General features: G+C 58.9%; 7 protein-coding genes, 6 pseudogenes and 1 other annotated feature. Of the genes and pseudogenes, 8 read left to right on the top strand and 5 right to left on the bottom strand.

What is annotated here, in order from left to right; genetic code table 11:
* Positions 1 to 70 precede the first annotated feature (70 nt).
* Both HGP14_RS15985 and HGP14_RS15980 read right to left on the bottom strand, forming a co-directional pair.
* A complete protein-coding gene (locus HGP14_RS15985; protein WP_168830859.1) occupies positions 71 to 577 on the bottom strand; it encodes a Dps family protein in 507 nt (168 codons plus the stop codon).
* Positions 578 to 1,343: 766 nt separating this feature from the next.
* Positions 1,344 to 1,801: pseudogene (locus tag HGP14_RS15980) on the bottom strand (IS6 family transposase).
* Positions 1,802 to 2,127: 326 nt separating this feature from the next.
* Between HGP14_RS15980 and HGP14_RS15975 the strand changes: the two are divergent.
* Positions 2,128 to 2,598, top strand: a pseudogene (locus tag HGP14_RS15975) (transposase); the annotation flags it as partial.
* Positions 2,448 to 2,562 (top strand) — a sequence feature (AL1L pseudoknot). Its footprint overlaps the pseudogene before it by 115 nt.
* A gap of 87 nt (positions 2,599 to 2,685) precedes the next feature.
* Here the strand turns inward: HGP14_RS15975 and HGP14_RS15970 are convergent.
* From HGP14_RS15970 to HGP14_RS15955, 3 pseudogenes are all read right to left on the bottom strand, one after another.
* A pseudogene (locus HGP14_RS15970) lies at positions 2,686 to 4,038 on the bottom strand (ISKra4 family transposase); the annotation flags it as partial.
* Positions 4,039 to 4,295: 257 nt separating this feature from the next.
* Positions 4,296 to 4,712, bottom strand: a pseudogene (locus tag HGP14_RS15960) (HNH endonuclease); the annotation flags it as partial.
* A 12-nt stretch (positions 4,713 to 4,724) separates the two neighbouring features.
* Positions 4,725 to 5,713, bottom strand: a pseudogene (locus tag HGP14_RS15955) (IS5 family transposase).
* Between HGP14_RS15955 and HGP14_RS36220 the strand changes: the two are divergent.
* The 7 genes and pseudogenes from HGP14_RS36220 (at position 5,703) to HGP14_RS15925 (ending at position 11,383) form a co-directional block, all read left to right on the top strand.
* Positions 5,703 to 5,834, top strand: coding sequence for a hypothetical protein (locus HGP14_RS36220; RefSeq protein ID WP_281408098.1), 132 nt, complete (start codon positions 5,703 to 5,705; stop codon positions 5,832 to 5,834). The pseudogene HGP14_RS15955 and the gene HGP14_RS36220 sit on opposite strands and share 11 nt — an antisense overlap.
* A gap of 222 nt (positions 5,835 to 6,056) precedes the next feature.
* Entirely contained in the window at positions 6,057 to 6,656 is a 600-nt protein-coding gene (gene wrbA, locus HGP14_RS15950) for an NAD(P)H:quinone oxidoreductase (protein WP_168830858.1), read from the top strand.
* A gap of 71 nt (positions 6,657 to 6,727) precedes the next feature.
* A complete protein-coding gene (locus HGP14_RS15945) occupies positions 6,728 to 7,165 on the top strand; it encodes a DUF1003 domain-containing protein (RefSeq protein WP_312862138.1) in 438 nt (145 codons plus the stop codon).
* Between the two features lie 169 nt (positions 7,166 to 7,334).
* Positions 7,335 to 7,571 (top strand): annotated as a pseudogene (locus tag HGP14_RS15940) (transposase); the annotation flags it as partial.
* Positions 7,572 to 7,979: 408 nt separating this feature from the next.
* The gene (locus HGP14_RS15935) at positions 7,980 to 8,315 is read left to right on the top strand and encodes a hypothetical protein (RefSeq protein WP_205927200.1); all 336 of its coding nucleotides are present in this window, start codon (positions 7,980 to 7,982) and stop codon (positions 8,313 to 8,315) included.
* A gap of 256 nt (positions 8,316 to 8,571) precedes the next feature.
* Positions 8,572 to 10,020 (top strand): DUF1254 domain-containing protein, encoded by a 1,449-nt coding sequence (locus HGP14_RS15930; RefSeq protein WP_168831272.1) that lies wholly within the window; start codon positions 8,572 to 8,574, stop codon positions 10,018 to 10,020.
* 253 nt (positions 10,021 to 10,273) lie between these two features.
* A complete protein-coding gene (locus HGP14_RS15925) occupies positions 10,274 to 11,383 on the top strand; it encodes a sulfite oxidase (RefSeq protein ID WP_281408097.1) in 1,110 nt (369 codons plus the stop codon).
* Positions 11,384 to 12,264 lie beyond the last annotated feature (881 nt).

The following is a 12,264-nucleotide window of genomic DNA, read 5'->3' as shown; positions in this document are numbered from 1 at the left end:
TTCCGGAATGCAGGATTTGACCTCAGCGGCCTCCTGCTTCGGACTTACGACACAACGCTTTCGTTGACGGTCAGCGCGGCCGTGCGGTTTCTCGCAGGAACCACGATCTCTTCTCGGCAGCGTCAATGTATCCGTCCAGGAGACTTACCGTGGCAATATCTTCCAGCTCGTCGCAGAGCTTGCGGGCCTGCCGCATCGAGGTCGCCAGCGCGGTGTTGTCTTCCATGAGCTCGGCGAGCATTGCCTCCGCCGCCACGTCCTCGGCTTCGTTGTCCGCGATCGTGCTCAACCGCGCGGCTTGCCCGAGCGAACGGATCGTAGTGCCTCCGGTCGCACGGACGCGCTCTGCAAGGGGGTCTATTATATCGAGAATATCGCCCGCCTGCTCGTCCAGCATGAGATGGTAATCTCTGAAGTGCGGACCGCTAACATGCCAGTGGAAGTTCTTGGTCTTCAGGTAAAGCGACAGAGTGTCGGCAAGGACTTGGTTGATTTTCCCGGCGTGGGTTAGGGCCGAATTCCGCACCGGCGGCGCGTCTTGCTCTCCGTTCGGAAGTTCTTTCACGTTTGTCGTCATGTTGGCAGTCCTTTCAGTTTGTGCATTGCATTGTCGTTCTGAGCGACAACTTAAAGGCTGAGTTCACTCCAGTAGTATTTGCAGTTGCTCACGGCGATCGGCCCGTCACTGTCGGAAGCGCAGCGCCACTCGCCGCCGAGACCGGATGCATCTCACCCGATACCGGCAGGACGGGAGTATGGTCCCCGCCATCCTCCATGAGGCCGGCGGCAAGATCCGTGTTGGGCCCAGTGCTCCACCGCGAACGGCAAACCGGCCAGTCAGCTTGGCCTGCGTTGCCACTGCAAGCGTCGCACCCTCTTCGTGCCGGGTTGCGAACCCAGTCCATGTCGGTCTTCCGGAGAGCACCGCCCAATGGGCTTAAGGAGCCCCCGATCAGTCCGGAGGTCTTCTTCACACCGACTTCCGCGAGAATATCGATGAGTGCTTCTGGGACAGCAATGAATTATCCCCATTGTTGTCCCTCTTTTGTCGAGTTGGTCGCCAGGTCTTGGCCAATACGGCAATGCAAGTGCGAGAGCTTTGGACGATTGCGCTACGACCCAATGTACAGGAGGAAATGGCTGTCCGGTGATGACCGATAGTTATGAATAGCATGCCCCCGGCGTATATTGGACGAACACTCGCAACGGGCCACATTGGATCGTAAACCGCCCGGCAGCCGGACAATGGGAATGATGCCCACCGCGAGCCATGCCGTCATAACGACAGGGGCGATGTCACGTTGTTTCATCACTGCTGATCATGAGGGTGTGGATCTGCGAAATCAGGGTCGCGCGGCGGTCACGGCCTTCCAGTGCGCCATGGCGCGGATTCGATGTATGTGGGTGACGAGAGCTGACCGCTTTTGATGGTCTGCGACGAAGAGATTTCTGACTGCCGAAAAGATAGATACAAAGCGTTGCAAACCGCCGGCTGATCGAAATCTCAGCATCATTCGTTCTGGTTTTCGCAGCGGTAAGTGAGAGTTCTCGGCCCGGTTGTTGAGACCTTCGCGAGATCGATGTTCGACATCTGGCATGACTTTCCGTTTCGCCGCGCCATACGATCGCAGTTTGTCGGTGATGATGTGTTTGGTCTCAGACGTTGCTTCTTTAGCAGCCTGATCAGCAATCGCTTGGCGGCCTTGGTGTCGCGGCGGGTCTGGAGGATTTCATCGAGAACGTAGCCGCTCTGATCGACGGCGCGCCGCAGCCAATGCTTTCGGCCGCCGATGGAAACCACCACTGTTGATTATGGGATGGCCCGCCCTTCGGAGGACATCGAGTATGATGTCCCGTCATTGAAGAAAGAGGAGCCGATCCATGACGATTTCTATACTGGGCATCGATATAGGAAAGAATAGCTGCAGCGTTGTCGGCGTTGACGACAAAGGCGCGGTGATTGTCCGCCGAACGATGCGGCGGCAGACGCCATTGAGTTTGTCGGCAAGATGCCAACGTGTATTGCGGCGCTCACCACCTTGGTCGGTTATTCGTCGCTCGAGGACATGAGGTCTGAACCGCGCCGGGTTTGCCGGAGGCTCCAACTTCTGAGAAAGTGGAGCCACTATGAGCAAGACAACGAACAAGTTTTCACCTGAAGTCGGTGAGCGTGCGATCCGCATGGTTCTGGATCACGAAGCAGAGCATCCGTCGCGGTGGGCTGCCGTTTCATCTATCGCGGCCAAGATCGGCTGCTCGCCAGCCACCCTCCACGAATGGGTGAAGAAGACCGAGGTCGACAGCGGCACGGGCAGGCCTGCCGAGCGATGTGGCCGAGAAGATGAAGGCTCTTGAGCGGGAGAACCGCGAACTTCGCCAGGCCAACGAGATTCTGCGCAAAGCCTCGGCCTATTTCGCCATGGTCCCTTTCAGCGAATGCAAGCATTCGCTTGTCGGGCAAGGGGAGCTCGACCGCCCCTTCAAGCGATGATCTCGTTCATCGACGAACATCGTAGCGTATTCGGGGTCGAGCCGATCTGCAGGCTGCTGCCGATTGCCCCGTCAACCTACTACGAGAACGTCGCCAATCGACTGGACGGAGATCGCCTGTTGTCGTTTTGCATTTAAACGTAAGATTCTGCCCACAACATTTTCCATAAGGAGAGCGGGAAAAAGCTGGGGGCACGCTGCGAGGGTGAGCTGTGTGTGCTTGAGACGGCCGTCTGCAACGGCTGCTCGGACCTGCAGGACTCGATGAGCGCCAAGCGGAGACCAGCGCATCTGACGCTTTTTGTTCATGCGGGCATTAACGAGACTGTTGGCGGCACTCTCAGCTGGAGAACTCGATATCGGCTGACCTGATCAATATCGCTGGCAGTAGTTGACAATCGAAGGCTTGTTCTGGACCAGATAGCTGCGAAGATTGCTGACCAGTTCATACAGACCCCCGAGCTCGCTGGTGGTGGCGCGCAACCTGGCATGCTGGTCCAATTGAAAGAGCATATGCTTTGCGGCTCTGATTGCTTCCTTAACATATCCACTCCAAAGGAGATGCCGAAGCCTCGGCACATGAACTGCCACGTCGCGAAGATAGACGTTCAGATCTTGCACATGTCTTATACCCTCCCAGGCCGGCTCAATGTGCCGAAGGCGCATCGACAGATGGAACCAGTCAAGAATATGCGTCACAGGCTCGCGCGTTGCGCTGAGCACGATGCTTTGCAGTCCGACTTCGCCGTCACTGAAAACAGTAACATTTCTGCCTGGCAGCCATCCTTGCGCCCGCATCGCAGCTCGAACGACATCGTGTTTACTAGTGACCACATTCGGGGCACCTGCGAACTGACGTGGTGGCCGGCCCTGCGAAACAACGCGTCCCATGGCGATCTCGAAATGCCAGCGTTGATATCCGGGAACTGCACGAATGTAGGCGCCATCAATGAAAACGGAAACGGGGGATTCTCGGGCCCGGCTGATACGATAGGGGCTCGCGATGTCCCACCTTTCGATCTGATCGGCAACCTTGGCCAGCCGGTTACTCAGGGACCGGTGATTATGGGGTCGCGAGGCCGGCACAAAGATATCAAGCACACGGGCTGCTTCTCGAAAGGATAGCCGGGAGCCCAGTTCAGCTTGGATTCGCTCCAATTCGGGCGTTGCTCGTCCATTCAGCAATGTAGGGAGGGATGTGCCCGAATCTTGCGCCTTCCCGCAATTGCAGCTTCCCCACCGCGGCACGCGCACGCGACAAGATCCAAAGAGCGAATGGATCGTACGAGATCTATAATCATGGACCCCGCGAAGATGATTACATTCTTGGCATTTCCGATCCTGCTGGCCGGCTTGGTCGGTCTGAAACTGCGTCAATTCCCGCTGCAGACGCAGCTGTATTTCCTTGCCTTCTTGCAGGGAGAGGCCGAAATTATCGAAACGGGCCCCATCGACGATCCGTGCAACGTTAGTAATTTCTCGACGCCGTGGAACGCCATCCATCCCTACAAGTTCGACCCAAACGCTCATCTTCAATTGCGCTGTCAACGACTGCCCTTTCAGAAAAGCACCCGACTACCCAAAGAATCTTACCCCCACGTTTTTCCCGCTCCCTTTCCGGAGGCGCTCATTTCGAGTGTCAAACATGCGCGGCTTAATCTGCGCAAGACGACGCCATATGTTGAAGGATTCGTAGACACGCTTCAGCAAGCCGGACTGAAGAAATTTTCAAAGGTGCTCCGCCAGAACATCGCCTCGCTGAACTGATCCGGACGATCCGGTCAAGTTGACAGCAGTCCTCGCCTTCAGTGCTTGAAGCAGTTCTCCCGATGCCACTTGAGGAACTGGGGATGCGGCCGCTCGGAAATTCCGCTCGGCACAATCGCTTTGCCGGTCTTGTTAAGAAGGCCTTGAATGCTGTCAGGATCGTTCGCGTGACGCGAGATCAGGATGCCGAGATCATCCGACAAGCCGATGAGCCCGCGGTCAAACATCCAATGGGCAGTCCCGGACAGCGCGATGCCATTTGAGAGAATATCAGAACCGCTTGCGTCTACCGGACGGATATGAGCCGCATCGACCTCGGCGCGGCCGCCACCATTGATCAACTTCAATCTCGTGATCGCGCATCCCTTGTCATAGGCCTGCAGCACCAGGCGACGAAACAACCGGTCTCGAACAGCGTTGGTGCGGGGATCGGAGAGTTTTCGGACTCTGATCTTTGATGCCGTCGTTTACGAGGTGGTTCCAATGCGACGGATGGATTTCGGGTGTGCGCATGCAAGCATCCGATTGAGAACGGCGCAGCCGATGGCAACCTCGGTCTGTTGCGCTCTGAAGGTTCGTGCGCGCAATCGGCCACCGATGATCGACTTGTAGCGACCGATCGCGGCCTCGACCGCGAACGCTTGCCGTAGCCAGTCGCGGTCTGCCACTTCATTCGTCCGTCCGTGGTGATCGCCGCGATATGTTGGTCTCGTTGAGTAGGCGGCTCGGTGTCCGGCCTTTCCACCGCGTTGGCGCGGGGCGGAATGACAACGGCAGCATCGGCGCTGTGCTTGACGACGGCGTCGTAAGTCGGGTTACCGTCATAGGCTCCCTCGGCCGTGAACTGACCGATCTGAGCGTCGATCTGGTCGAGTAGCGGCTCCACCTGCGAGGCATCACCAGCGTCTTGGTCGGTCATGACATGGGCGATGATCTCGCCGCTGTCGGCATCCAGCGCCAGATGCAACTTCCGCCAACTGCGACGAGATCTGGCACCGTGCTTCTCCTCCAACCACTGGCCGCGCCGTAGACTGCAAGCCCGGTGCTGTCGATGAGGACGTGCACAGGGCCCTTCTGCTGAAACGGAGCGGCCTCGCCGTCTGTCAAATGATCGACCCCTCCGTGCCCGTCGGCTCAGCGTCGTGTGATCGGGGACGGCGAGATCCAGTCCCATCAGTTTCAGCACCGATGCCAGCAAACCCTCCGTCCGGCGCAGCCGCAAGCCGAACACCAGGCCCAGCGTCAGAGCGGTCTCGATCGCAAGATCGGAATAGCGCGGTTGACCGCCGCGCGTCGTCCGCTTCGGCGCCCCCCACGACGACAAAGCTTCCGCGGTTATCCACAGCGTCAGGCTGCCACGCCGGCGAAGGCCTGCCTCGTACTCTGCCCAGTTCGTCACCTTGAACTCCATCTTGCCAATACGATGGCGGCGAGCGGCATTGTGTTTGAAAGGCATCGTTGCAAAAAACCAGTTATTGCACTTGCCGATCACCTATGCCAACGCGATTAACGATCCGCGCACCAAGGTCTCGGCCCGGGCCTTCGCCGACTTCCTCGTCGGCGAACTGCGAAGCTGACACGTCGAACCTTTGTTGCGGGTTCCTACTTCGACCGCATTCCCCGAGGTTATCGATACGATAGCTTTACCCGGCTCCCGCTAAAACCTAACGATTCTCCACACGTTTACGGTCGATCTCACGCCAGATTATCTGGCGTGTCTAAGCGCCGCCGGCGTGTGGTGAGTAGCAGACGCTCGCCGATACAAACCAGTCCACGCCCGAGCAAAATGGAAGACCCCAATGGCCAAAATACTTGTGCTCTACCACTCCTCCTACGGACATATCGAGAAACTCGCTCACGAGATTGCGGCCGGCGCAAGGGAAGCGGGTGCGACCGCCGACGTCAAGCGTGTGCCCGAACTTCTATCGCCAGAGGCGGCCAAGGCAGCGAACTACAAGCAAGATCAAAGCGCTCCGGTCGCGATTATTGATGATCTCGCCGAATACGACGCCATCGTCATAGGCACCGGCACACGCTTCGGCCGGATGTCGTCGCAAATGGCGAGCTTCCTCGACCAGGCAGGTGGGCTTTGGGCGAAGGGAGCCCTTCAGGGGAAAGTGGGTGGCGCTTTTGCGTCGTCGGCGACGCAGCACGGCGGCCAGGAGACGACCCTGTTCACCATTATCACCAACCTCCTGCACTTCGGCATGACGGTCGTGGGACTGAACTACGGCTTCGCGGGCCAGATGACGTTGGACGAGATCACCGGCGGCGCGCCCTACGGCGCCACCACCATTGCTGGGCTTAATGCGGAACGCCAGCCGAGTGATAACGAACTCTCGGGCGCCCGGTATCAGGGCAGAGCCATCGCTGAGACCGCCGCAAAACTCCACGGTTGAAGGCGTGATGCGAAAAACGGCGGGGTCGGCGGTGTGCCGGCCCAGCGCTCGGAAAAACGGGTGCTGATAGCGTGAACGAGACAAGCGGAGAATCAGACGGTCTCGAGCAAGAAGAGCACGAGATGCTCGCTGCGCTGAGGCGTCGGCGCCGCTTGCTCCGCCTCCAGGCCGTGGACGAGCCGTTGACGACGGAGCGCCTGACTTTGGGGCAGAGGATCGCCGATGCGGTGGCTAGTGTCATGGGATCGTGGAAATTCATCATAGTCCGGAGTGCGATCCTGATCGCTTGGATTGCGGCCAATCAACTGGGTGCGATGAAGGGCTGGGACCCCTACTCCTTCATCCTCCTGAACCTTGCTCTTTCGTTCCAGGCTGCCTACGCGGCGCCAGTGATCATGATGAGTCAGAACCGGCAGCAGGATATAGACCGCCGGGTTGCCGAGAACGACTACAGAATCAACGTAGAGGCTGAACTGGAGATTGAACGGCTCTGTTGCAAACTTTCCTGATGGCGCTCAATCGGAGAAAATCATTCTCACGGCGATGTTCCAGAGCCCGGCAGTAGCCAGAATCATGATCACAAACCGGGATGAAGCTCCCGAAAAATAGGTTCCAGCGGTTCATACACCTCGAGCATAAGAATACCATTCTATGCCCAAAAAATTTGCAACACATCCCTTTCATCTGATGGTTCGGCGAAAAATGGAAAGCCAGCTCATGCCGTGGATCGACCGCGCCCGAGACAGTCTGGTCGCCTCCTTTGGCAACGGCGTAGTTAAAGACATTCAGGCGGTTCGGGCGGCGATCATCTCATCATGGTCCAATGGGCAGACCGAAGGGCAGATCACCAAGCTCAAGCTGGTAAAGCGCCAAATGTACGGACGCGGAAAGCTCGATCTTCTTCAAGCCCGCTGATCGGTGCGACATGAAAGTGATGCACCAAATCTGCGTCAGAGCCAAATTTGCAGGCCGATAGGGGGTGAACTTTGGACGCCGATTGACAGTGGTGGACCTGTGCGACAAAGCAGTCACCGTCATTCTCTAATGAAACGATGCTCTTCAAGCGTAGGATGCCGGATGGGCATCGAAACGATTACCACTACTGGCCTCGACATCATGGCAAACTGGCACTTATGTCTCAGCGGGCGATCTAGTCTAGTTTAGAATGGTGTGGTGACGGTCGACAACCACCGTTAGGTGACGCCCGGCCACCCGCGCCGAGACGAGTTCGCTAGAGCACGCAGCCCCAAGCCACCGCGGCATGGATTCGTGAACGTGGCGGCACAAGCGCTTGAGAGACACACCATTCGAACGGAGCAGGACATGTCTACATCTAAAGGATCCACGGTTAAGGATGGCGACCGCATCGACCCGGCGGACATCCCCAGTGCGCTGACGCGAGCACCATTCACTTACGCTGACGGCGCAACGCAGGTGTTCACCGCCGATGGGAGCACCGTCTACACGGAGAAGGGGAACCCCTCATCCGGAGAGTGGAAAGTGGACGACGACGGGCGGTTCCAGTCGTTCTGGCCACCATCGGAATACACCACTTACGACATAACCTGGATCGCCGGCTCGGACGGAGAGGCTGTCGGGATCAGGTTCGCCGACCCGAAACGAGGGGCGACGTTCGACGGTCGATACACCCGTGGATAAGCATGCCGCCTACGCGGACACAGGCGTTGATGAAAGCCGATCGTACGAAAATCGCAAACAGGTGCTCGCGCCGGGATGATCGTTTGCCATCGGTTCGCCGAAACGATGGGTGTCTCGGCCTCCACAGTCGTAGAGGCATACTATCGCCTCGAAGCGGAAGGTGTAGGGCACGATACCGCCGATCTCGCGCGCCGCTCCGTAGAAGAGAAGGTCGCCCTCGCGCCGGGAAACGTGTCAAGTGTCTCGCAACGGCACGATGTTCGCGGTCGATGTCTCCCATCTCATGGCGCAGGAGGCAACCGGCAAAATCCCGCCGCTGATGGAGCAAATCAACAAAGGAAACTGGCTGCCGCAGCAGGAAGCGGAAACGCTTCGCGACGAGTTCTACTATCAGAACGCCATACAAGCCTATGTCCTGACACTGCCCATTCTCAACACTATCGGTATGCGGGACGGTTCGGAAGCAACCTTCGGCGGGGGCTATAATGTGCTGCCGATCTGGAAGGATCGCATGGATAGCCGGGCGTGGGTTCCGACACCCAATGCCGACGTCATCTATTCCATGAGCTACCTCGACCTGAAGAAGGATGGGCCCCTCGTCGTCGCCGCCCCGCCCAACGTGATTGGCATGTTCACCGACTTCTATCAGCGAACGCTAACCGATGTCGGCGCGGTCGGTCCGGACGGTGCGCGAGGCGGTCTCTACCTTCTGTTGCCGCCGGACTACGAGGGTGAGGTGCCGAAGGGCTATTTCGCCTTCAAGTCTCCGACCTACAACGTATTCCTTTTCTTCCGCACCATCATGCCGAAGGGCGAGAACGGGCCGGACCCAGCACCAGCGGTGGCGAACGCGGAGCGGACACGTATCTACCCGCTGTGGGCCGTCGAGAAGGACGTCAAGCCGATGGAGTTCCCCAACGGAAGCGGCAAGCAGGTCAACATGATGTATCCGACCGGCAGCACCTACTGGACAAAGCTCAAGGAATACGTCGACTACGAACCGGTTGCCTCGATCGATCCGGTGACGCGGGGCGTGCTCGCCTCGATTGGCATCATCAAGGGCATTCCTTTCGAACCAACGGATAAGCAGACGGCAGCCTTGCAAAAGGCTGTCGAGAAAGCGCCGAAGATGATCCTTGCGGGCCGCCAGCTCGGTCGTCCGGACAAACGCGACCTGTACTACAAGGATCGCCGATACCAGAACACTTGGGCAGGTGCGACCGCCGGGTGGATGCAGGACAGCTATCTCGATATCATCCAGCGCGCCTCCTACTTCCAGATCGCCTATTCTTCAGCCCCGGCCATGGTCATGCGCACGCTTGACGCCGGATCGAAGTATCCCTTCGCGACCCGCGATGCAGACCGCGATTTCCTCGATGGCTCAAAATCCTACAAGCTACACCTGCCGCCGCATCCCCCAGCCGCACTGTTCTGGGCGGTGACTGCCTACAACATTACCGACGGCACCATGACGGCAGCGGAACAGCTCATGCCGTCGGTCAACGCCTTCAGTAAAGTGAAGACCAACGGCGACGGATCGGTCGACTTATACTTCGGGCCGAGCAAGCCAGCGGAGGCTCCGGACACCAACTGGATACAAACGGTCAGCGGCCGCAATTTCCTGGCCGCGTTGCGCCTCTATGGGACCGGCGTCGAGTTCTTCGACCAGACGTGGAAACCGGATGACGTAGTCAAGCTAAAGTGATCCCAAAGTTGCCAGTACTCTTCCGAGGGTGCTTGCTCCACGGATGACCGGTTGTGGCGCAAAGGCGACATCGACAGATGACCGCTATCGGCCCTTTGCTGCAGTTCGAGGTCGATCCGAGGAACGGGCGGTATGTGCTAGAATGCGGCTGAAGGCGGAACGCGACAGACGCACTGCGAGGGGCGGTGTGATCGAACCGGAATTCGCGCGACCGAGAGCCGATGTTGTGCTCTTGGAAGGGGAGACGAGGACGATGCCGACAGCAGAGCAACCCAGTCTAATAGTTCGACAGAAATCCCCACCGAACATCGAGTTTCCGTTTGCGTCGCTCTCCGATTGGCTGATCCCAACCGAGCTGTTCTTCGTGCGAAACCATTTCCCGTCGCCGGACCTCGATGCGCGAGACTGGAGATTGCGCGTTGGCGGGGCGGTGGAGCGGCCGATCGAACTTGACCTCGACAGCATCAAGGCGATGCGGAGCACGACTTTCACCGCCGTCGTCGAGTGCGCAGGAAACGGGCGCGTCTACTATGTGCCGCCGAAGGAGGGGTTGCAGTGGCAGAACGGAGCCGTCGGCAATGCCGCGTGGACAGGTGTTCTTCTGCGCGAGATTTTGGAAATGGCGGGCGTTAAGCGAACCGCACGTGAGGTTCTGCTCGTAGGCGCCGACAGCGGCGTCGTCGACACGAACAAGAAAACGGCTTCTCCCGGCCCCATCGCTTTTGCGCGCAGTTTACCGCTTGAGAAGGCCATCGCTCACAGCACGATCCTTGCCTGTTCGATGAACGAGGAGCCGTTGACGCGCGATCACGGCTACCCGCTACGCGCGGTCGTGGGTGGCTGGTTTGGCATGGCTTGGGTCAAGTGGATCACGCATATCACGGTTGTGGAGCAACCGTTCCTTGGCTACTGGCAGGCGCGCGACTATTTCCGTTGGGAGCGCAGCCTCGGGGAACCCAGGCTGGTCCCCCTTGCGGAGATGGAGGTCAAAGCGCAGATCGCGCGTCCCGTGCAGGGGGCGCATCTCATCGCCGGCCAACCGTATCGGATTTTCGGAGCCGCCTGGAGCGGAGAGGCTGTTATCCGGCAGGTGCAGGTCTGCACCGGAGATGGCAGGGGCTGGCGCGAGGGAAGGCTCCTCGAAACAGAATGTCCCTTTGCATGGCGCTTGTGGGAGTACATGTGGACCCCTGAAGAAGTGGGGCGATATATACTGCGATGTCGCGCGATCGATGGGGCGGGGTGCGTGCAGCCCGACCTCCCGCGTTCCGACTGCGAGAGCTACGCGGCCAATTGGATCGTTCCGGTGGAGGTTACGGTCGTTCCCGAGCCACAGACGTACGAGGAGGAATTCGTGATCTAATCACCCGCATAGGGCGGAATGGCGGCATTCTGGCGCAACAGCGACCCGCGTTGTGACTGCGTCATGTCCGCTTTGCAGCAACAGCGACCTGTGGCTCGATGACCATTCTGCGGGCGCGTTCCGGACCTTGCCACCGAGCGAAGCGGAAGGACGGCTTTCGGGAGCTTCAGATCGGCTCCGCATAATGGTCGGCATGGGGCGCGCAACGGCCGAGGTTGGCACTGCCGTTCTCGACATTGCGAAATGGGGCTGCATCGGCGACGGTGAGTTCGCCAGGATGGCATGCATTAGGGAACCTCCTCAATCTGCCTGCATGTAATCAGCCACGCTGTTGCAATGGCTCGCCTGGTAGGCGTTCCGCCCCCGGTTCATGTGCGTCAGGTTGAACGTCCGAATGGCACGCAACACCCGGCGGCTCGAGGATTTGGACTTCCTCCTGATCGACGGAGCTGGTGCGCGCCAATGGGCAAGGTGCTGTGGTGTGTGACGACAGCCAAGCTCTTTGCTCCCGCCTTGGCTCAAGCCGGCCTTGCACCGGGGCGCGTCATCTATGTCGAATGCGGGACGAGAGGGGGTCAGATTGCAGCGATGTCTTCTATGTCCTTGCGGTCGCCATCAAACACCCGCGCCGGTACGCGTAACCCGTCATCCTGCAGGCAGCGTGTCCTGATCTGGTCGAACCCTTCGTCGCCCGTCGCCAGCGTATCGGGTGTCTTGAGATCCCATCAGGGGTGGATAGCGGCCTGCACCGTGTCAGAGTGAGGTCGCTTCTGTAACGGGCTTTCCCGAGTCAATCCCTTATGAGCTCAATCCCTCGCCGAGTGCTTGCTTCTGTCCGCAGTCGACGCGGGGTCGCTGCTGTATGGGGTCTGCTGAGGAGC

It is taken from the genome of Rhizobium sp. P32RR-XVIII, from assembly GCF_012641395.1.
Lineage (GTDB): Bacteria > Pseudomonadota > Alphaproteobacteria > Rhizobiales > Rhizobiaceae > Rhizobium.
Note: the sequence above shows the minus strand (reverse complement) of the source record. Positions and strands in the feature narration are given on the sequence as shown.

Bases quoted from the DNA above. Each gene is read 5' to 3' on its own strand.
- HGP14_RS15985 (WP_168830859.1), bottom strand. From the start codon at position 577: ATGACGACAAACGTGAAAGAACTTCCGAACGGAGAGCAAGACGCGCCG.
- wrbA (WP_168830858.1), top strand. From the start codon at position 6,057: ATGGCCAAAATACTTGTGCTCTACCACTCCTCCTACGGACATATCGAG.
- HGP14_RS15935 (WP_205927200.1), top strand. From the start codon at position 7,980: ATGTCTACATCTAAAGGATCCACGGTTAAGGATGGCGACCGCATCGAC.
- HGP14_RS15930 (WP_168831272.1), top strand. From the start codon at position 8,572: ATGTTCGCGGTCGATGTCTCCCATCTCATGGCGCAGGAGGCAACCGGC.
- HGP14_RS15925 (WP_281408097.1), top strand. From the start codon at position 10,274: ATGCCGACAGCAGAGCAACCCAGTCTAATAGTTCGACAGAAATCCCCA.